Raw genomic sequence first — 21,503 nt, 5'->3', positions numbered from 1 at the left:
GCTTCGCCTACAATATGATGAGTCTAGAGAAATCTAAAGAGGTGAGCAAATGGCAGTCGTAAAAGCCAGGCAACAGGATATTGATATGTTGGCAAGGTTGCTTCGAGCTGAAGCTGAGACCGAAGGCGAACAGGGCATGCTCCTTGTTGGAAATGTTGGCATTAACCGAGTAAGAGCGAATTGCTCTGATTTTAAAGGCATCCGGACAATTCCCCAAATGATCAACCAGCCGCATGCGTTCGAAGCGTTACAACATGGTTTGTACTATCAAAACGCAAGAGAGAGGGAACGCCGTCTGGCGCGACGGGCAGTGAATGGGGAGCGGAGTTGGCCAGCCAAATTCTCCCTATGGTATTTCCGTCCAGGAACGTTCGAAAATCCCGGGCCATGTCCGGACACTTGGTATAATCAGCCGCTCGCAGGACGATGGAAGAAGCACTGTTTCTATGAACCGACTGCGGAAGAATGTGAAGAAGTATATAACACGTTTTAGTTCACAAGAGGGTGTCCTGAAGTCCTGAAATGACGGAGAGACATCCTCTTTTTTCATAAGGGAATGAATCGTGCGCATTTCCAGAACTCAGGTAATAAGTAGGTGGATTCAGGACAAGTGATCATTATAATGAAATTAAGATACATATTATATATGGCTACTATAGTTGAAGTATTAAGAGAGTTAAGCGAAGGGTATCCCAAAATACTAGGTAAAATGAAGCTCAAGAGACCATAGTTTTCATGCAATCAAGGGTAGAAGAAAGGATGACGGAAATGCCAATTCATAACCAAGCTCGCCCTTCTGCTTCTGTTAGAGAAGACGGTAGTTATCCCATTGACCTGACGGGTCCTCGTAGCCACACGCTTGTTACTCGGCCAGGCGTGGGCAGCCTATCTATCGGACCGCTGGAATTGGGAAAAAGGGTAGACCTTCACGTCGCGCCAGACGCGAGAATCGATTGGACCGTATTCGATGCCTTTTCTACGCCAGCGGGTTCGCCCTGGCCGCGATTTTTGTACTATTCAGGCAGTGACGCGGGCTTCTTGGACTGGGCGCAGACACGTCCTATTGAAGAGATGACGTGGGCTCCGATCCTGTCTGCGGATACGGTGGTGGACGCCAGCCAGTCCGTTATGCATAGCTTACATATCGAGCTGAGCCAGTGCGGAGGACGTCTGAGCTTGAAGCTTCCGAAGGAACCTTTCCGCCTGAACGTGTCCGGCGATCTATTACGTTTATCGGCCACTGGAAATATGCCGTATTCTCTGACACTAGCGCCGCACACCAGCCGACGCAAGAATGATCCTCCTTTCACACTGCCCGACCTCGGTGAATTGCACCAGGTGACGAGCCTAACGCTGCAAAACAAGCCGCTGGGACAGCCCATCTCGCTGGACTGTTTAGACAAGTTCCCCAACCTTGACTCACTGAGTTTGTGGGGGAACTTCTGCGACATGGACTTGTTGGCTCGTCATGCCCGGTTAAAGAATCTGGAGCTGCGCTTCATGCCTGATTTGGAGGACATGCCCTCCTTGGACACGTGGCCGTTGCTTGAAGGATTTATCGCCTACAATGTGGAAGAGGCCGCGGGCAAGCGCTTAAGGCAGCAAGTGAAAACACGCGCCAAGACACGCCCGTGGGCCGGCTATGCTTCAGTGAGCCAATTGCGAAAGCCTGAGTGGTGGGAGAGCGAATATGGCCGACCATTCTCGTCTTGGCCTAAACGTCTGGCCAAACTGGCTAACGAAGCTTACAACGCTGCACAGGCATCCTTGGCGAAGGCTCGCAGCCTTGCCGATGCCGAGGCAGCCATTACTGCTTTCACCGTGCGCTTCAATACCCTCAAAGGTATCGAAACCACCGAAAGAGAAGACCTTGGCGAAGCAGTATGGCAACTCAGCCAGTCCGATCACCAGATTGGCCAGCCTATAACGGAGGAGATGGCCGGGCGCTGGTTCGATGCAGCTCGCGATTACTGATTAAAAGATCAAGTTATTAGCCGATTCATTCGAGTAAATGATTGAGGAAAATTTCGATGAATGGCAATAAGTCCAATTCGGTAGATGATTGAATCAAAAGATGAGGCCATCCCTCAAGTAGATTGATCTACTTTTGGGACAGCCTCCTTTTATCCGTTCAAGTCAGACCGCTAATTAAGCATTCTGCTCTTGTTACAACTTAAACTGCCTTATTTTTCTCTTGGAGTTCTTCTGCCATGCTAGAAAGTACATTTACAGAAGATGTAACCTCCTGCATAGAAGCTAACTGCTGCTCCGTCGCGGCAGCAATATTTTGTGTTCCGCCTACCGCCTCATTGGTGACGGCCAAAATTTGATTCATCGATGATAGAACCTCGGAAATACGAGATGTCATTTGTTCTAGAGCAGTAGGCACAACTTGGATATTCAGCGACACTTCATCAACCGCATCGCGAATTTCATTAAACGATGTTCCTGCTTGGTTCACCAAATGGAGTCCTTCATTAACCTCTCTTGTACCATGTTCCATAGACTGGACAGCATTTTCTATTCCTTCTTGGATACTCTCCACATAGGACGTAATCTGCTGCGACGAGTTGGAAGACTGTTCAGCTAACTTTCTCACTTCACCTGCAACCACAGCAAAGCCACGTCCATGTTCTCCAGCGCGGGCAGCTTCTATGGAAGCATTCAGGGCTAACAAATTCGTCTGATTAGCGATTGTATTGATGACTTCTACAATTCGCCCTATGTGAAGGGCATTATCTACTAAGTATTTCATGGACTCAGCAGATTGGTTCACTGTAGAACTGATAGAATTCATCTGTCTAACAACCATATCAATCGCTTGATTTCCTTCCGTTGCAAGGTTAGTCGCAATAAACACCTTATCCATGACCGCACGGGAATTGGATTCGATTTGTCCTACTTTTGTCGATATATCGTTTATAGAACGATTCGTTTGATTAATATTTCCTGCCTGTACTTCCGTTCCGGTCGCCAGATCCTGGACGATAGTAGCTGTTTCCGTAGACGCCTTTGTTGAATCTTCGGCGCTAACTGATAATTGTTCTGAGGAACTCGCCACTTGTTCGACAGTGACTTGTACTTGCTCCAAGGTACTATGCAATCGTCTACCGCAACAGGGTATTTAAATGAGAGTATTGTTACGCAGGGCGATGAGTTTCATCCTGATGAGTTTGGGGTTGGAAAGAGAAAGTTGACCATTTTCGCCAAAACAACAGCGAACAAGATATTATTTAAGCAAAAGAAGTGTCAAATGATTGCCAGCGGGGTTCAGTACGTCAGAAATGGTATTTCGCAAAAAGCGTTTGCCCGAAAAGGCGTGATCGTCTCGGCAGGATTCTCCTCCTCCGTCATCTTACAGCGGTCAGGGATTGGCAAATCCAGTGATTTGCTTAACGCGGGAATTACACCATTGATTGAAAATCCGAATGTAGGAAATAATCTGCGAACACAAGCCTATGCAGGACTTGCAGTCGAGGTAGAAACATCACAGATACTACCGGTAGTCGGTGATGATCCTAATCAACCGATTATTTTAGGCGCATTTACAGCTGAAAATAAGAATAATGTAGGAGAGGGCCGCCGTCTTCAAATTCTAGGAGCCCCTGCACCACTCTTTATTCCAGCTTCAGATATAGCAAGCAATGGGTGGGAGCTGGATTTAGTAAATAAGCAAATCAATGTTATGAGTTTTGGTCTTATAGACCTTAATCCTCGGAGTAAGGGTACGATTATGGCCTCCCACAGCGATCCCGAAGCACTGCCGTCCTTTTCCTTTAACCCATTGCAACAGGCAACAAATGATCTGGATTTCTTGGTGGATCAATATATTAATATGTACAACATTATTCAAGGGGCTAGAGTAAATAATAACGGGATAAAAGCTGTGGTGTACCCTCCGGAGGAAGTTTTCCAAATAACCGATGAGGCAGAAAAAAGACGGCAGCTTAGTGATTTCGTAAGAGCATTATATTCAAATTTTTACCATTATGGCGGGCAGTGCAAGATGGGGAAGAGCGTTTGCGATGGTGTTGTTAACGGACAGCTGGATGTATTCGGTACAACCAATCTTAAAGTTGCTGATCTTTCGATCGCACCTATTTTACCGGACGGCAATACTAGCCTAGCAGCTCAAATGATAGGATTAAATGCCGTACGCTTTATTCCAAATAATCGATGTCCTTGCGTGCTGGATGACGAAGATTTTGAGGATGAACTAGAAGATTAATAAGTGTAATGTCTGGCTGGAAAAAATAGGAATTTATTTTTGTCGGATAGAGCTGGCGGTGCCGGCTCTTTTTTCGTTTTGCCGATAGATCTGGTAGGCTGAACCGTATCATAAGTAGGGCGAAAATAGGAACATTCTATATTTATCAATGTATGTTTCTAGGTATTTCCTTGGAATTATAATATAATCGATACAAATAAGCATAAGGGGATCGGCAAATATGAGCGAAATGAAAAAGGTTAGTAATCCGATCATATCTGGATATTTGAAAGCTTTCGCAAAATCAAATGAAATTTCTGATAATTTAGCTAGAGATGAACATAATCTTTTTGAGAAATTCACAAATGATATTATTTTAAAAATCTATGGTAATGATACAAATGCAGATTATGAAGATATGGAAACAGGTACAGCATTCGGTATTGATGGAGTTGCAATTTTCGTTAACGATAAAATGGTTACTAATATAGATGATATTAACTATGCATGTCAAAGTACAAAAAAAATAGAAGTAGAATTTATTTTCACACAGACTAAAGTGTCCCAGAAATTTGATAGACAGGAGATATCTGATTTTTTACAGGGAGTAAATAGATTTTTTAATTTAGAAGCCTGTGAAATTAAGGAATTACGGACAGCTTGGGAAAACACAAAATTTCTCTATAGCATGAGTGGTAAATTTAAAAAGCATCCTAAATTATCATTATTTTTTGTGACCTTATCTCCAGAAAAAATACAAAACGATGATGTACATATGAAAGCGGAGATAAATCATGGTATTGAAAATCTACGGAATAAAGTTATGTTTGATGAAAAGAATATATGTATTGAATTTTTAGGGTTAAGAGAGATAATGGATCTTTATAAGAAGAATACCAACAATTTGGAAATAAATTTTAATCTTGATAAGCAGCCAGTTCCGTATCCTAAAGATCCGACTGGACGTATAACATCTGGGTACTTTGGATTAATTAATTTAAATGATCTTTTGGTTGTACTTTCAGATGATATAAATGGACAAAAGAAATTAAGAAAAGGTATTTTCGAGGATAATATCCGGGATTATTTGGGATCTAGTGAAAAGTTTGAAGTTAATGCTGATATGAAAGAGCAAATTACCAGTGACAAAGCACATTTATTTGGACTACTAAACAATGGTATTACTATTATTGCTGATGAGGTAAGCATTGTAACAACAGAAGTAACGTTAACAAATTATCAAATAGTAAATGGATGTCAAACCAGTAATGTAATATATGAGTGTATGTCAGAAATTACATCAAACAGCATTTATATACCAATCAAATTAATTGGAACAACAGATGAGGAAACAAAAAATGCGATCATTAAAGCAACAAATAGTCAGACAGCATTAAAACCAGAACAGCTTATTGCATTAACTAAGGAACAAAAATCTTTAGAAGAATATTACTCTGCAAAAAGGACTCAAAATAGATTTGATTTATATTATGAGAGGAGGACTGAGCAGTACAGGAATGAAGACATTCAAAAAACTAAAATAATTAATATTCCCTTTCAGATTAAGGCAACATCAGCACTATTTTTAGATCTGCCTCATGAGGTTTCTGGTCAGTATGGTAAGGTTGAACAGAGTACCAGAGGCCAACTATTTCAAAATATAAAATTTTTAAATAGTTATTATGTCAGTGGATTGAGTTGGTACAGAGTTGAAACGTTTATAAGAAATAATGAAGAAGGTAAAAAATATAGGAGAGCTCGCTGGCACTTGATCATGCTACTTAAATATATCCTAAATACCGATGAAAAGATAATAACAAGCATTGATAAACAATCAGAAAAATTATCTTATATAATCGAAAAAAATATGATTGATGACATAAAATCTTTAAAAACAATTGAAATGGCATTATCTTATATTAAAGATTATCTTGTGTCCCAAGGGATAGATGATATTTCAGAGGATAGGAAAATATTTGAGCGAAAAGAGACAACTCAAGGTTTAATTGAGTTTGTTCAAAAAGCGAATCTAATTGCAAAATAAACTCGAATTCAAGAAGGTTTTATTTGTGAAGGTCATCCTAATTAGGATGACCTTCTAATGAGACTATACAAAAAGGGAGCAGACATACCAGGTGAAAGAAATACAACATACAGATAGTACAGACAATAAGGACTATGAACTGATTCGTGTCATTGCTTTTTTGGAGAATATTCCAAATTTCGAATTAAAAATGGGCCAAATCCTCAGAAAATCAATAGATGAGGTTGTCAACGGAAGATTTACAGGGCGTTATGATATCGCACAGTTGGACAAAACTGAGAAAACTTACATCGGCACTCGTGTTCAACATATGCTTCAGCATGAACTTGAGTTGCCCTATGGGAAAGTTATGGATGCATTAATTGAGGGTATTGAAGTTGATGTAAAATTCACAATAAATAAGAACTGGACGATACCGTTAGAGGCAGACGGCCACATTTGTCTACTTATTTCGGCTGATGACGATAAATCGATATTTCGGGTTGGATGTTTACGGATAACATCTGAGGTATTAAATAAGGGGAGAAACAGGGATAGCAAGAGAAGCATAAATTCATTAGGCAGAAACTCAATTTCATGGCTTGTTCCTGAGGGTTCCCTTCCAGTAAACGGTTTATTGAAGTTGAGCAAAGAGACGATTGAGAGAATTTACTCAAAAAAATCTGGGCAAGAGCGAATCAACGAATTGTTTCGTACTTGTCCAGGAATGATTTTTAATGGAGCAGCAATTGAGTCGGTTGCCAAGCAAAAGGATTCATCTAAAAGGGTGCGTGATGCACGAAAGTGGCTTAAAGCAGAAGGAATAAGTATCTATTCAGGAAAATACGACAACGATAAATTGATTGAACGCGGTATGGATCCGATTGAAAAAGATGAGTTTGTTGCCGTTCATGATCCCAAATAAAAGGCTGACGTACGCAGCCTTTTATTATTCAACGTGCAATACTTTGCAGTTCCGAAACATGATTTCCATCATTTTTTATTTCAGTTTGCATGCTTGTTTTTGAATAAACCTCTTTAACTACATCACTAAGCAGTTTATTGTAGTCACCGTTAGTCATTCGATATCGGTCGATTCTTACCTCCTGGGCAGACAACCTATCTAATTGTCGGGCTAGATTTTTTGCAATGGCTTGAGCCAACAACGGGGGGACTGCATTCCCAATTTGTTTGGCGATCTCCGTCTTGGAACCTTCAAATACAAATTTATCGTCGAATGTTTGCAAACGTGCCGCTTCTCTGTGAGTGAGGGGCCGATGTGCTTCCGGATGTAGATAACATCCTTTCTCAGGTTTGAAAAACTCAGTTCTGATTGTATAAGCTGGTTCGTCCCAACGCAATCGGCCAAAGACATCCGTGCTTCCAGATGGCTTTTCCAACCAGCATCTTGGCGTAATGTCAGGTGCTTGACGCATAAGATCGAAACGGTTCCCTCCTGGCGGAATTAAACGATAACGCTTAAGTGACAGATCCGTAGGATTTCTCCCGAAGTGTAAATTTTGGAATTCCCTTGATCCAACCAAAGGAGGAGGCTCCAAAGTTGTTGTATCAGGGTATAGAGGTAAATCCGAAATAGCGTCGCGAACGTTTCGGCGTACGGCAAGTGGTGTAGGAAGAGCGGGATAAGGTGCTCCAAGCATCCCGATTATGAAGGCTCTGACTCTTCGTTGAGGAACGCCAAATTCAATTGCTCGTAATTCCCCGTGATTCACTGTATACCCCATACGTTCAGCCAACGTTCTAATCGCTACTGCCTCCCTCGATTTTAGCAGCTCCGGTACATTTTCTATGACAAAGGCCAAAGGTTTGACCTGTGCAACAACCCGCATATACTCTTGCCAAAGTTGGTTCATTTTTAAATGCTCGTCGCGAGGGGAAATCTTACCCAGTGGTGAAAATCCCTGACATGGAGGACCCCCAATGATAATGTCTGCATTTAAACTCACTGTTCCGAGTTTCCGAATGTCATCATTAAATACATAGCCCGGTCTTGTGATGTCAAGCATCTCGTTTTTAAGCAAATCGTTTTCTATAATCTGATGATTAAAGTTCCTTGCATATGTTCGGGCAGCAGCGTTATCAAATTCTACAGCAAAGACTGATTTATACCGTCCCGTTTCACTGAATCCCAAGGAAAGTCCGCCTGCTCCCGAAAATAAGTCGATGGTTTTATAGACTCTTCTGGACATACTGTCGTTAGCTCCTTTCCAAGATGCTCAACTCATGTGTAACTATAATAACACATATGGTTGATCGATTCTTTTTATAGTTTAACATAGAACGCACGTTCCCATCAATTCATTTTTTAAATCCCTCGAAATGAATCAATATAGTCCAGGTTTGAATTTTTTAACCGGAAATTAGGAGGATATACAGGTACGTAAGAGGTACCAGCTTACTAACCTAACGAGGTTATTGTACATGCCTATGCTTCAATAGCACTGAAATATAGAAAGTTTCTTTTTCTACAATTAGCTCTGTATGAACTACATTATAATTGATTCCTTCCATTGTTATCCCGTTTACTAATTTCGTGAGACGAAGAAATTCTCCAATTTCGGAAACATAGACATCCGCAGTTGAATTGTCGGGGAATATGCATTGTACTCTAATTGGACTCATCCCTTCCTTTTTTATATATCATATATCCGGTAGGGGAACCTTGTTGAAATGATTGAGTTAGTAAAGTTCCAAGTGTTCTTTTTATGCCTTTTAGTTTATTTTTTAAAAAACAGGGCAATCTTATTATATCAAAAATAAATCCCTATAGGGTATATATTTAGGAAATAAACCCTATAGTATCTTGGAGTGCGCAAATGGCTAGTCTATGGTTTGCTTAGGGTGATTGCTGTGAGTGATTTTATGAAGATGGTAGGGGAAGGCATTCGACACTTTCGGAAACTACGCGGACTAAGCCAGGAGGAACTTGCAAGTAAGGCTGAGCTACACGAGACTTATATTGGCAAGTTGGAACGTTCTGAGAAGGTATGTTCCGTCGTAGTACTGGCTAGAATTACGAGTGCGCTCAACCTCTCGATGGTGGAGTTCTTTAGTTACATCCAGCCTGTGAGTGGAGAGGGGAACGATTCTACACTTGCAGAAATTGTGGATAGGCTCCGAAGCAGAAGTATAAATGAGCAAAAGAGGATATTGAAAGTCATTGATGCTATGTTGGACGATCAGTTGGATTGAGAGGGAAAACCCTAATACCGCTGAAGTTTGGATTAATGCCATGAGTTGGAGAATTGTGGATTTACACAGTTGCAATTTTCCATCCTGAACTCTGTCAACTATAAAGGGTACCCAAATGGGTGCCCTTATATTTCGTACTATAGATATTATGTAGAACCGTATCACAAGTAGGGGGGATATATCCCATCTCTTGTTGAACATGATAGATTCCTACACTTGGAGGTACCCATGAGAGAATTCGAGCAATTAACGAGTGTCGAAATGGCGAATGAATTTATAAGTCGCCATCGATTATCGTTTCTCTATATCAGTATGACAGGGTGCAGTGTATGTCATGCATTGCAGCCGCAGGTGCAGATTTTATTATCCAAATACCCGGAAATCCAACTGGGGGCGATCAATGCACAAGAAGTTCCGGCGGTTGCCGGGAGCTTTTCTGTCTTCACCGCACCTGTTCTATTGCTTTATGTGGAGGGGAGAGAATATATACGTGAAGCAAGAATCGTGCATCTGGATCTGCTGGACGAAAAAATTCGCAAAATCTATGACTTAGTGACGGGACAATCCTCTGATGAAACCGTGAAATGAATGGTTTGGATTCATAAATACCAATATTTACACTTGTTGATATCGATATATCGATTTATAATAGTGACAATTTAATAAGATACCTTTAATTCAGTCCCGTGAGGCTGACAAGGACAGCGGAATGTATGATCTTTATAGGGATACGTGTGTATATGCACGTGTACCTATTGTTTACCTGTGATCGTAAACGGCTTATTGTCAGGGCAACTGGGCAATAAGCCTTTTTTATTGCTTCTGAAAGCCATCGATCATTCCCGCCTGTTCCATCTTGAGCATACTCGGTATCTAGACGATCTGGAGGATGGATAATGGAAAAAGTAGACTTGGAATTCTCATTGCAACCTGTACCACAAGCACATCGGAATGGATTTTGGAAAATACTCGCCGTAATGCTTGGATTTACGTTCTTCTCGGCAAGCATGTGGTCAGGCGGAGCGCTAGGAAATGGATTGACGTTTAGCGCTTTTATCGGAATTGTACTGGCAGGGAATTTGATCTTGGGCGTTTATACAGGAGCGCTGGCTTATATTGCGGCAAAGACGGGTTTATCGACTCACTTGCTGACGAAATATGCGTTTGGCACGAAAGGTTCCTATTTATCCTCAGGATTGCTGGGTTTTACGCAGGTAGGCTGGTTTGGTGTGGGGGTAGCGATGTTCGCAGTTCCAGTTCAGAAAGTAACGGGAATGAACGTGTATGTCTTGATTGCGATTGCAGGAATCCTAATGACGGTGACCGCGATCTATGGAATTAAAGCATTGGCGGTACTCGGCATCGTAGCTGTACCATCGATTGCGATATTAGGAAGCTATTCAGTCTTCGAAGCAACTTCAACAGCAGGCGGATTGCAAGGATTAATGAATTATCAGCCGAAGGAAATGATGGGTCTTGCTACAGCATTGACCGTCTGTATCGGTTCCTTCATCAGTGGTGGTACGCTGACACCGGATTTTGCACGATTTGCAAAAACGACTCGTTCAGCGGTTGTGTCGACGGTCATTGCCTTCTTCCTTGGAAATTCGTTGATGTTTCTATTTGGAGCAGTAGGCGCGATTGTATATGGAAAAGCGGATATTTCAGATGTTATGTTTTTGCAAGGTTTGATTATGCCGGCTATCATTGTGCTAGGGTTAAATATTTGGACGACGAATGAAAATGCGCTGTATGCATCCAGTCTGGGCTTCGCCAATATTACGAAGCTGCCTAAGAATATCATTGTTGTCTTTAATGGAGCAGTAGGTACGATCATGGCGATGTGGCTGTACAATAACTTCGTAGGCTTCTTGACAGTACTTGGCTCGATTTTGCCGTCGATTGGCGCTATTCTGCTAGCGGACTTCTATATCCTGAATCGCGGCTCCTATAAGAAGTTTGAGGAAATGAGCTTCAAATCCGTGAACTGGATTGCGATATTGGCATGGCTCGGAGGCATCCTGATTGCTCAGTTCGTACCTGGCATCCCGCCTATTAATGGCTTGATCGGTACAGCTGTGTTGTATGTTATAGGTATGAAGTGTTTCCCGGAAAAACAGTTTAACGTAAACGAGAAAAGGGGAATGAGCAATGATTATTCAACAAGCGAAGCTTAGAGGTAGCGAAGGTTTATGGAATATTGAGATTGTAGATGGTGCATTCAAAACGATTACCCAAAGTTCGCTTCCCACAGAAGGACATGAGGTCATTGATGTGAACGGGAGCTTGATGCTTCCTCCTTTTATTGAGCCGCATATTCATTTGGACACAACCTTAACAGCAGGGGAGCCAGAGTGGAATCAGAGCGGTACGCTATTTGAAGGCATCCAGCGCTGGTCGCAGCGGAAGGAAACTCTTTCAATCGAGGATGTCAAAACGAGAGCGAAGACTGCGCTTAAGTGGCAAATCGCTCAGGGCATCCAGCATGTGAGAACCCATGTGGATGTGACAGACCCTACTCTAGTAGCGCTTAAGGCGCTGATGGAAGTGAAGGAAGAGATGTCTCCTTATGTGGATCTACAGCTTGTTGCGTTTCCACAGGAAGGTATTCTCTCCTATCCAAATGGAGTAGAGCTGCTTGAAGAAGCGATGAAAATGGGGGCCGATGTGGTTGGCGGCATTCCGCATTTCGAGTTTACACGCGAATATGGCGTAGATTCGATGAGAATCGTATTTGATCTCGCCGAAAAATATGATCGTCTCGTCGATATCCACTGCGATGAGATTGACGATGAGCAATCCAGATTCGTTGAGGTAGTAGCCAAGGAAGCATACGAACGCGGCATCGGCGCACGTACAACGGCCAGCCATACCACAGCGATGGGCTCCTATAATGATGCATATGCGTACAAGCTGTTCCGTCTGCTGAAGATGTCGGGGATCAATTTTGTATCCAATCCACTTGTGAACATTCATTTGCAAGGACGCTTTGATACGTATCCGAAGCGCAGAGGCTTAACACGGGTCAAAGAGCTTCAAGAAGCAGGACTTAATGTGTGCTTTGGTCATGATGATATCTTTGACCCATGGTATCCGCTTGGGACAGGCAATATGCTTCAAGTTCTGCATATGGGGATTCATGCTTCCCAACTTATGGGCTATGAGCAGATCGTGAACAGCATCGATATGATTACGAAGAACAGCGCGACGACGCTGCAAATTGAGGATAAATACGGGATTGAGGCAGGCAAGCCAGCCAACTTTATCGTATTGAATGCGGAGAATGAGTATGAGGCCATTCGCAAGCAGGCTGCGGTACGTTATTCTTTCCGTAACGGTAAGATCATTGCCGAGACAAAACCGAGCGAGACATGCGTGAAGCTGGGTAGTGCGAGTGAGATTGTTACGTTTCAAAAGTAAAATAAGAGGCAGGCCTTAGGGTCTGCTTCTTTTTTATTATCATAATTTGTTTTACTAGGGTTCTTGCAATGGCGAATCTGGTAACGGAGGTTCCGGCAATGGGAGAGGGAGCCATGAGAGAATTCGAGCAATTAACGAGTGTTGAATTGGCAAATAAATGGTTTGGATTCATGAAATCAAACAACGTCCAATAATTGACTTTATTCTATAAGGCCATTATAATTTGTTGGTCAACCAACCAAAAAAGGCGGGATTGTATGAGCACACAGGACAAAAGAAAACGATTAATCGATGCAGCCTACAAAGTATTTGTAGAAAAAGGATATGTCAACGCTTCGATAAAAGATATCGCAAACGAAGCTGATATAACATCGGGACTTGTTCATTATTACTTTAAAAATAAAGAAGAACTCTTGCTTTCCGTACAAGATGAAATACAAAAGCATTATCAAAGGCAATATGACAGACAGTCGGATGGCGCTGTAAGCCACGAGGAACTCTTATTTGAAATTAAATCCAGAGTAGAAAACAATCCAGACTGGTATCGTTGGAGATATGAAATTTATTCTTTGGGGATAAAAAACGGAAGTGGGCATCTTGAACAGCAAGTTGCGTCTATTCTCAAAGATGGGAGAGATAGTCTTTCCAAGCCGTTGCAGCAATTAGTAGGCAACTCGCATAATGCTTCTGCGCTTGCCAGTATACTTTTGGCTTGCTTCGACGGGCTAGCGCTTCAGAAAATTGTTGATGATGAATTTGATATTGATCACTCGTATAGACTATTGATTGAACTCTTTGGACTGTATGTAAGCAAATCCAATTCTGTAATCTAATAATGATTACTAACAACTAATCTAACACAATAGGTGAAATCATATGAAGAAAATTGTTATTCTTTTATTCATCTTTCTGCTCATTGCACCTTCACTTTCTCTAGCAGCTCAAGGCCACGATACGGCTCAACGAATCGAAACATTTATGAAAGAAGCGATGAAAGAATATCATATTCCTGGGGCTTCGCTAGCAGTTGTACATAACGATCAGACCATCTTTCTAAATAGCTGGGGGACAATGAGTGACGGGTTAGCAGTAACGGAAGACACGACTTTCCTTATAGGTTCGGTAAGTAAGCCTTTGACATCTCTTGCTGTTATGGTGTTGGTGGAAGACGGAAAAATTACATTAGATGAACCGATAGACGCTTATATCCCGTGGTTTAAGTATCAAACAGATGGCGCAAAAAAAATAACAGTACGTCATCTATTAGAACAAACAAGCGGGATTAGCGCTTATGATGGAATGAAAGTAACAGATCAAAAAGGTCGTGATAAGGAGAAAGGCATAACTCAAGCCGTTACAGCACTGAGCGGGGTAAAGTTAAGCCGTGATCCGGGTGAGGCATATGAATATAATTCAGCCAACTATTTGCTCCTAGGGGCTATTATTGAGACGGTGTCCAACCAGTCATTCTCAGCATTTATGGATACTCATATTTTCTCTCGTCTTGGCATGAATAACACTACTGCCGATTATGAAAGCGCGGTGGATAAAGGGTTTGTGCCTGGCTTCCATTCATGGTTTGGTAAACCTGTTAAAGCCGATGGGTTGTATGATCAATCGGGAGCTCCCTATGGTTATATGACTTCGACCACCAGTGACCTTACCAAATTTATAAAATTCATGCTAAACGGTGGAGAATTATTAACCGAACAAAGTCTAAAACAATTTATATCTCCTCCGGAAAAAGGTAAACGATATGGTTTGGGTTGGCATTTCCCAAGATCAGGAAATAAATATCCTTACCATACGGGTGCAACTCCCGAATATAAAGCGGAAATATTCTTTATTCCCGAACAAGATCTGGGCGCTGTTCTTTTGATGAATAAATACCATGAACTAGAAGCTGTTTCATACTTAAGCATAATGGAGGGGATTAGATCCATTATGAACGGTAAAAGTACGGATTTGGTACAACTAAATGTCAGCACACAATGGATTACGCTTGGTGTTGTATTATTATTGGCGATTATATCCTTAATTAGTTTAATCGGTTTAAAACGCAGAACCACGATAAATAAAAAGTTATGGGTATCTATGGGGATCCTCTCCGTCATTTTCGCTGCCGGACTGACTCCATTATTCACTTATAGTATGGGTGTTTCGTGGAGGACGGTGGGGCTTTTCCTTCCTGATGTCGAATTCCTCATTCAATGTCTGATCGCGATATTGGCAGCTAACGGTCTCTTAACCTTCCTCTTAATTGCAGTGAATCGAAAAAAGCAATACCTAAATATCGGCCGATGACGTTTTAGCAATAACATATTGCAGGCTGCTTTATATGATCTGCCAATAGCACCACAGTCACATCAGACAGCCAGTTGAGTAATGTGGGCGCGAAAATAGGCATACGTATCAGTCAGAATCGGAGGTTCAAGCAAATACCCAAAATGATAGGGGGAACTTGATGTATGCTTCGGAAATGGCTGATTGTTGCAATTCTCGTAACGGGTATGATTCACTTGGCGACGCTGTCCTTGGACAGTAGCGTACTAAACTGGATCTTCAAGCTTCTGCCGATGGTGCTGATTATTGTGCTCGCTGTCAGCTCGCAGCCTGCGGACAAGTTGAAGATGTATAAGGTTTTGGTCGTGATTGGATTGGTTTTTAGCATAGCTGGAGACGCGTTGCTGCTGAACAACGGAAATGAGTGGTTTATGCTCGGATTGTTTTCTTTTTTGGTAGGGCATCTGTTTTATGTAGCGGCCATGATAAGGCGTTGGGAATTTTCGTTGTTAACATTGGTGTGCGTGATACCAATCGGCTTATACTCGTGGCTTATCGGTTGGCAGCTGAACAATGGAATCATGGCTAACAGCGGTAATAGCGACTTATGGCTGCCTGTCGCCGTTTACGTAAGCGTCATCTCGCTAATGTGCTGGGCCGCGATCATGAGCCGAAACTGGTATGCGGCGGTCGGAGCGATTTTGTTCGCTGCGTCGGACTCGATTTTGGCCTGGAATAAGTTCGTCAGCGACGTGCCAGCATCAGGCATTTGGATTATGCTGACGTACTTCGCCGCGCAGTTGTTTATTGCAGGCAGCATTGCGAAGGTATTCGGTGGCAAGCAGTTGTCGAAGGGGCGCGCCGCGAGGATGTAGGTGGAACGGTTTAAACATTGCGCGTACCTGACGTTTTAGGTGGGCATAATGGATTTATTGTGTATGAAGGGAAGGAGCGGTATGACGCAAAATGGATCACCCCTTTGTAGTTTTGCCTGAAGAACAAACTCCTGAAGGTAAAGAGCATTGTGAACTATGCCAATTATCCGAGCAGCGAATCATCTGGGGTGAGGGGAATCCGAGGGCCCCGCTTATGATGATTCTGGACAATCCCGGAGCCCGGGAAGATAAGCAAGGAAATTCGTTTCTATGCGGTACCCGAGAAACAATCCAACTTGGCATGAGGGAGGCAGGTATAGATGTAAATGCTGTCTATGTCACTTATTTGCTTAAGTGCCGACCGCTACGTGCTTACAATAAGCCTGTGGCTAGAGCAGCATGTCTGCCTCACCTATAGATGCAGCTCCTTCAGAAGCAGCCGCTTGTATTATTCGGATTTGGCAATGTCGTAGCGACAGGCCTTATTTCCAGATAAGGAGAGTGTCAGTGCAAAGAATTACGAGGCAGCTGGTGTGAGTTTCAGGGTACACCCATAAGCTTCAGCTATCATCCGCTTGCAGTAAGGAGGAGGCCCAATCTATTAAGGATCTTCGTGGAAGATTTGAGAGGCTTAAAGGAGAAGTGGGAGGAGACTTCAACACGCTAGTCTATAGAATGACAAAAATAGGATGATCATTCTCGAAGATGAAGCAGAACAGGACATAACGGATCAATCATACCGCTATGTCCTGTTGCGCGCAGATTCCGATAAGCTTATGCCTGCAAGCTTCCGAACACTGGCGTAACAATGTCCCGCTTAAATTGCTCCACCGCTACGTCAGTGTCGATCGTATAGCCGCCTTCCAATCCGACGAACCCGGAGAATCCGGTTTCTTTAATTGCGCGCAGAATGTTTACGTAATTTAGCTCGCCCGTGCCTGGCTGATTGCGGCCTGGATTGTCTGCAATGTGGAAATGATTGATTCGGTCGATATAATGGGTAGCGTTGCGAATGACATTGCCTTCCGTGACCTGCTGATGATAGACGTCGAAGACGAGCTTGACGTTCGGGCTGTCTACCCGATCAATCACTTCCACCGATTCATCCGAACGCTGAAGGAAATGTCCGTAATGGTCGACGAGCCCGTTGAGCGGTTCCACCTCCAAGACAATTCCGGCTTCTTCGAGCAGTGGCGCGCAGCGTTTGAGTGTCTCCACCATAGCGGAGCGCTGATCCTCGCGAGGCAAGCCTTCCAGCTCGTTGCCTGTCTGAGAAATAATTGAAGTGACATTCAGAATCTTGCACGCTTCAATCGTATCGCGTATCCCAGCGATATAATTGTCTCTGAACGATTCATCGACTAAATTGAAGAACTTCGTGCAGGTCGCGCTGATGCCCACCCCGATGCGCCCTTGCTCCCTCGCGATTTGTTTCAGATCATCAAGATTCCACCACGAATAATACTCCAATCCGTGCAGGCCATGCTCCTTAATTTTCTCCAAATGATAAATGACGTCTTTCCCGCTATAAGCGCCGATGCACAATGAGAACTTCACAGTCGATCCCCTCCAATCACTAGAATGAACCAATCAATACAGGTTTGCCAGAGACGGCAGATTCAGTGGCCGCAATTGTAATTTCGTGAGTTCGGAGGGCATCCTCATAATTGGACTTAATGCGGGAGGTGTCGCCAGTACGGATCGCATGGATGAACGCTTCATCTTCAGCGATAGTGAGATCAATCCCATTGGAGTGGGTCTGAACGCCCTCGGTCTCGATCACCTTCAATGAGGTGTCACGCACCTCGAGCACACCTTCGTCCGTGTAGATATCGAGTCCGACGTGGTGGCCGACGGGCATCATACAGGTGTTGGAAATGGTGGCCACCATGCCGTTCGCAAGCTTCATCGTAACCGTCCCGACATCGGGAACGTCGGTTCCTTCGACTTTCTTGCCCATTGCTTGAAGCGCGTATGCGGCATATACTTCGTTCACTTCGCCGCACAAAAAGCGAAGCATGTCTACGATATGCGTTGTCTGTTCGACGAACTGTCCGCCCGATCCTGTCATCACTCTCCACCAAGGCACCATCGGCATTCCGCCCATCCAGTAGCCGAGTGCCATGCCGGGAGTCCTCTCAGCCAACAGCTTCTTAGCTAAGTGTGCCGTTTCGCTGTATCTCCAGTGATACCCGACGGACGTGATCAACTTTTTGTCCTTGATCGCCTGACTGATGGCGGCGGGGGTGTCGCGGTTGATGCCGATCGGCTTTTCTACAAGAAAAGGGATTGATCGTTCGATTAATTGCCGTTCGGCATCCCCGTGGGCCAGCGGTGGAACGCAAATGTAGACCCCATCTAGCTTATTGTCGTCTAGCATGTCGTCCAGCTTTGCGTACGCTTTTGCATCATTGTGCTCGGAAGCCGCTTTCTGTGCACGGCCAAGGTCAACATCGTAGAATGCAGTCAAGGATACGCCTTCGATTTGAGCTAAGCTGCGGATATGATGATTGGCGATTCCTCCGGTTCCGATAAATCCAAGCTTCACCGTCATAATCGTGATCACTCCCGTTTCAAGGATATAATAAATATCAACTTTGTAAGTTATTCTAATCGAACCCAATCCGTAATAAAATATCAGATATAGCGCTTTCAATATCGAAAAATGAAACTGGAGGAGCGGTTATGGATATCAGCTATGGCAGGCATTTCATAACAACGGAGCGTGACCGGGGGCTGCCGCTTCACCTGGGCAGTGTCGGCTTGATGACGCACCAGGGATCCATTTATCGGGAACACGGCTATCACGCTTTCCACTGGCTGCATACGGTAGAGGGAGTCGGTGAATTCTCGGTGAACGGCACAACGGTGAAGTTGTATCCGAATCAGGGCATCTTGCTCAAGCCGAATGTGAGCCATAGCTATCGTGCGGACACAAGCGTCTGGTCGACATGGTTTATGACCTTCGATGGGGCGCTCGCCAATCCCATCACAGCGTCACTGGATCTTCAGCACATGCAGCCGCTGAGCTGGGGTTCTGACTCGCCGCTCGCAGAAATTCACCTGCAATACGATCATAAATGCAATCATAGCTTCGATCTTGCGGGGGTCAATGGTTCACTTGAGGTGTATGCCTTTTTGACGCTTATCAAGCAGTTCGGACAAGCTGGCAATGAACCCTCCTTATCTGAAGGTCATGAGAGGCTCGCTCCTATTTATTTGCTCATTGAAGAAGCGTACGGGAACCCTGATCTCGGGCTAGAACGGATGGCGAATACACTGCGGGTCAGTCCACAGTATCTGAATTTATTGTTCCGCAAGAGCTGGGGAATAAGTCCCTATCAATATTTGCTGCAATTTCGCATTCAGAAATCGAAGGATATGCTCCTCTCTGGGAGATGCCCTACTGTGAAGGAGATTGCTGTATCTGTGGGCTTCCAAAGCGATAGTCACTTCGTCCATACGTTCCGTCGAGTGACCGGTATGACGCCGCTGCAGTTCCGAGCGCAATATGGGGAATAGGTGGAGCCAAATAATGGGGAATACTGTACAAGTCTCAGCGATAACGGATAAGATAGTTCTCTTTCTGATTTCATTGGATCCAGGCTGCTTTATGATATATTGAAGTGAAGAAGAGCTTATTCCGTAAGACAACCCATTGCAAAGGAAGTATGAATCATGAATCTAGAGACGGTCATGCAAGAGCTTGAAGCTCTCGGCAAGGAACGCACCAAGAAAATATACCTATCCAATGGCGCGCATGAGCCGCTTTTTGGAGTAGCTACAGGTCAGATGAAGCCTATCTTCCGGAAAATAAAACGCAATCAGCCATTAGCGGAGGAGCTCTATGCTACAGGGAATTACGACGCCATGTACTTTGCCGGGGTAATCGCGGATCCTGAGGCAATGTCTGCGGCGGATTTTGAGCGGTGGATTGATCAAGCCTATTTCTATATGCTATCTGATTATGTGGTAGCCGTAACGCTCGCAGAGACAGATATTGCACAACAAGTCTCCGATAAATGGATTACAAGCGATATAGAGCTTAAAAGGTCGGCAGGCTGGAGCTGTTATTGCTGGATGCTCGGAAATCGCCCGGACAGTGAATTCTCTGAAGCCAAAATTGCGGATATGCTGGAACTTGTAAAAAATACGATTCATGATGCTCCTGAACGTGCGAAGTACGCGATGAATAATTTTATCTACACCGTGGGAGTATCCTATCAGCCGCTTCATGATAAGGCAGTCGAGATCGCAAAGGAAGTGGGCCAGGTAGAGGTCAATCGCGACTCTGGAAAGAGCAAGTTCTTGAATGCATCCATGAATATTCAAAAGGCGGTAGAGAAGGGGCAGATCGGCTTCAAACGGAAATATGTAAGGTGTTAGTCCTTAAATCTTGAGTGGACGAAGGGTTATGCGATGCCAAAAAACGATAATATGCTGGCAATATTGTGGTTGCTGAATTCGGGCGCCAAAATGACTGCCAAACAAATATCCGAAAAGCTCGAAATAAATATTAGGACTGTCTATCGATATATTGATGCACTATGTGCCAGTGGAGTGCCCATCGTATCTGATTCAGGTCATTATGGCGGATATAGCTTGCTCAATCATTTTATCAGAGCCCCTCTGCTATTTGATATGGAGGAGAAAAAGGCGCTCCTTCATGCTGCCATCTTTGCAAAAGAAGCGGGATATCCTCTGAGCGAAGTATTAGACAATGCGACATCGAAGTTGAAAAAGTATTCGAACCAGGAGCAGGAACGCACACTTAATCGCCAGTTAGCAGGGTTTGAAGTGATCAACCAAGGGGGAGCCCCTTCTATTCAGCCGGTATTGCTGGAATTGGAGCAGGCTGTAGAACAGGAATGCTCTCTAGAAATCGATTACCGCACAGTCCGGGAGGAGCAACCCAAGCATAGGGTCATAGACCCCTATGGGACAGTGAACTGGAACAATAAATGGTATACCGTTGCATTTTGCCACCTAAGGAATGAGCTCCGCATCTTCCGGGCAGAACGGATTGTACAAATCGAGCGGACGTCCATCCGATTTAAGCGTCCCGAAGCCTTTTCAGCTCGTGAGTTTGTTAAGCAAAACTTGCTGCCTGATTTGGTGGGCAAAGACAGAGCGTTTTCTGTAATTATCGAGGGCAGAGCAGAGGCATTGGACGACTTATGTCTGCACGGGTTCTTGGGGCACTATCTGCAAGAGAGGACGGCAAATCAAGCAATCTTTGTACTTGAGGAAGAATCAATGGATACTTATGTTCCTCATCTTCTCTTATCCTATGGGAAATCGATTCAAGTTATCGAGCCACAGCAGTTGAAGGATAAACTTATTGCTGTTGCATCGGAATTAATGGAATATTATCAACGAAAATAACTTCACTGACAGCAGTTGTCAGTGAAGTTATTTTATTATGAAGACAATCATGGATTACCGATAGATGATGAGTATCCGTTGAATATTGGGTAGAGAA

21 protein-coding genes are annotated in these 21,503 nt (G+C 43.8%); 17 read left to right on the top strand and 4 right to left on the bottom strand.

Annotated elements, in window-relative coordinates; translation table 11 throughout:
• Positions 1-49: 49 nt before the first annotated feature.
• Together M3661_RS02235 and M3661_RS02230 are read left to right on the top strand one after the other, a co-directional pair.
• Positions 50-493 carry a cell wall hydrolase gene (locus M3661_RS02235; RefSeq protein WP_021257498.1) on the top strand — a complete coding sequence of 148 codons (444 nt, stop codon included), beginning with the start codon at positions 50-52 and terminating at the stop codon, positions 491-493.
• Between the two features lie 275 nt (positions 494-768).
• The gene (locus M3661_RS02230; RefSeq protein WP_251482129.1) at positions 769-1,974 is read left to right on the top strand and encodes a hypothetical protein; all 1,206 of its coding nucleotides are present in this window, start codon (positions 769-771) and stop codon (positions 1,972-1,974) included.
• A 199-nt stretch (positions 1,975-2,173) separates the two neighbouring features.
• On the opposite strand, the gene M3661_RS02225 is transcribed toward M3661_RS02230, so the two are convergent.
• A complete protein-coding gene (locus M3661_RS02225; RefSeq protein ID WP_251481975.1) occupies positions 2,174-3,091 on the bottom strand; it encodes a methyl-accepting chemotaxis protein in 918 nt (305 codons plus the stop codon).
• On the opposite strand from M3661_RS02225, the gene M3661_RS02220 reads away from it, so the two are divergent.
• The 3 genes from M3661_RS02220 to M3661_RS02210 all read left to right on the top strand — a co-directional run bounded on the left by M3661_RS02220 (position 3,062) and on the right by M3661_RS02210 (position 7,155).
• Positions 3,062-4,228, top strand: coding sequence for a GMC oxidoreductase (locus M3661_RS02220; RefSeq protein WP_251481971.1), 1,167 nt, complete (start codon positions 3,062-3,064; stop codon positions 4,226-4,228). The two genes, M3661_RS02225 and M3661_RS02220, sit on opposite strands and share 30 nt — an antisense overlap.
• A gap of 220 nt (positions 4,229-4,448) precedes the next feature.
• On the top strand, positions 4,449-6,251 hold the full coding sequence (locus M3661_RS02215) for an AIPR family protein (RefSeq protein ID WP_251481967.1): 1,803 nt from the start codon (positions 4,449-4,451) through the stop codon (positions 6,249-6,251).
• 91 nt (positions 6,252-6,342) lie between these two features.
• Positions 6,343-7,155 (top strand): NaeI family type II restriction endonuclease, encoded by an 813-nt coding sequence (locus tag M3661_RS02210; protein WP_251481964.1) that lies wholly within the window; start codon positions 6,343-6,345, stop codon positions 7,153-7,155.
• Between the two features lie 28 nt (positions 7,156-7,183).
• Here M3661_RS02210 and M3661_RS02205 read toward each other — a convergent pair whose 3' ends face one another.
• Positions 7,184-8,440 (bottom strand): DNA cytosine methyltransferase, encoded by a 1,257-nt coding sequence (locus M3661_RS02205; protein ID WP_251481960.1) that lies wholly within the window; start codon positions 8,438-8,440, stop codon positions 7,184-7,186.
• A gap of 661 nt (positions 8,441-9,101) precedes the next feature.
• Here M3661_RS02205 and M3661_RS02200 point away from each other — a divergent pair.
• The 9 genes from M3661_RS02200 (at position 9,102) to M3661_RS02165 (ending at position 16,439) form a co-directional block, all read left to right on the top strand.
• Entirely contained in the window at positions 9,102-9,443 is a 342-nt protein-coding gene (locus M3661_RS02200; RefSeq protein WP_251481958.1) for a helix-turn-helix domain-containing protein, read from the top strand.
• Positions 9,444-9,671: 228 nt separating this feature from the next.
• A complete protein-coding gene (locus M3661_RS02195; RefSeq protein WP_251481955.1) occupies positions 9,672-10,031 on the top strand; it encodes a thioredoxin family protein in 360 nt (119 codons plus the stop codon).
• Between the two features lie 308 nt (positions 10,032-10,339).
• A complete protein-coding gene (codB, locus tag M3661_RS02190) occupies positions 10,340-11,620 on the top strand; it encodes a cytosine permease (protein WP_251481952.1) in 1,281 nt (426 codons plus the stop codon).
• Positions 11,595-12,863 (top strand): cytosine deaminase, encoded by a 1,269-nt coding sequence (locus tag M3661_RS02185; RefSeq protein WP_251481949.1) that lies wholly within the window; start codon positions 11,595-11,597, stop codon positions 12,861-12,863. The genes codB and M3661_RS02185 overlap by 26 nt, the downstream gene beginning before the upstream one ends.
• A 68-nt stretch (positions 12,864-12,931) precedes the next feature.
• Complete coding sequence (locus M3661_RS30185; RefSeq protein WP_285852712.1) at positions 12,932-13,057, top strand: hypothetical protein; 126 nt, start codon at positions 12,932-12,934, stop codon at positions 13,055-13,057.
• Between the two features lie 63 nt (positions 13,058-13,120).
• Complete coding sequence (locus M3661_RS02180) at positions 13,121-13,696, top strand: TetR/AcrR family transcriptional regulator (protein ID WP_251481946.1); 576 nt, start codon at positions 13,121-13,123, stop codon at positions 13,694-13,696.
• A gap of 43 nt (positions 13,697-13,739) precedes the next feature.
• Positions 13,740-15,167, top strand: a complete 1,428-nt coding sequence (locus M3661_RS02175; protein ID WP_251481944.1) for a serine hydrolase domain-containing protein — start codon at positions 13,740-13,742, stop codon at positions 15,165-15,167.
• 164 nt (positions 15,168-15,331) lie between these two features.
• Complete coding sequence (locus M3661_RS02170; RefSeq protein ID WP_251481942.1) at positions 15,332-16,021, top strand: lysoplasmalogenase; 690 nt, start codon at positions 15,332-15,334, stop codon at positions 16,019-16,021.
• Between the two features lie 91 nt (positions 16,022-16,112).
• Positions 16,113-16,439 (top strand): uracil-DNA glycosylase family protein, encoded by a 327-nt coding sequence (locus M3661_RS02165; protein ID WP_251481939.1) that lies wholly within the window; start codon positions 16,113-16,115, stop codon positions 16,437-16,439.
• A gap of 356 nt (positions 16,440-16,795) precedes the next feature.
• Here M3661_RS02165 and M3661_RS02160 read toward each other — a convergent pair whose 3' ends face one another.
• Both M3661_RS02160 and M3661_RS02155 read right to left on the bottom strand, forming a co-directional pair.
• Entirely contained in the window at positions 16,796-17,578 is a 783-nt protein-coding gene (locus M3661_RS02160) for a TIM barrel protein (RefSeq protein WP_251481936.1), read from the bottom strand.
• 19 nt (positions 17,579-17,597) lie between these two features.
• Positions 17,598-18,575 (bottom strand): Gfo/Idh/MocA family protein, encoded by a 978-nt coding sequence (locus M3661_RS02155; RefSeq protein ID WP_251481932.1) that lies wholly within the window; start codon positions 18,573-18,575, stop codon positions 17,598-17,600.
• A gap of 131 nt (positions 18,576-18,706) precedes the next feature.
• On the opposite strand from M3661_RS02155, the gene M3661_RS02150 reads away from it, so the two are divergent.
• The 3 genes from M3661_RS02150 (at position 18,707) to M3661_RS02140 (ending at position 21,406) form a co-directional block, all read left to right on the top strand.
• Positions 18,707-19,543, top strand: coding sequence for an AraC family transcriptional regulator (locus tag M3661_RS02150; protein WP_251481929.1), 837 nt, complete (start codon positions 18,707-18,709; stop codon positions 19,541-19,543).
• A gap of 156 nt (positions 19,544-19,699) precedes the next feature.
• Positions 19,700-20,407, top strand: a complete 708-nt coding sequence (locus M3661_RS02145; protein WP_251481925.1) for a DNA alkylation repair protein — start codon at positions 19,700-19,702, stop codon at positions 20,405-20,407.
• A 33-nt stretch (positions 20,408-20,440) separates the two neighbouring features.
• Entirely contained in the window at positions 20,441-21,406 is a 966-nt protein-coding gene (locus M3661_RS02140) for a helix-turn-helix transcriptional regulator (RefSeq protein ID WP_065291041.1), read from the top strand.
• Positions 21,407-21,503: the final 97 nt, after the last annotated feature.

Source organism: Paenibacillus sp. MER 180 (assembly GCF_023713665.1).
Taxonomy (GTDB): Bacteria; Bacillota; Bacilli; order Paenibacillales; family Paenibacillaceae; genus Paenibacillus_B; species Paenibacillus_B suaedae.
Note: the sequence above shows the minus strand (reverse complement) of the source record. Positions and strands in the feature narration are given on the sequence as shown.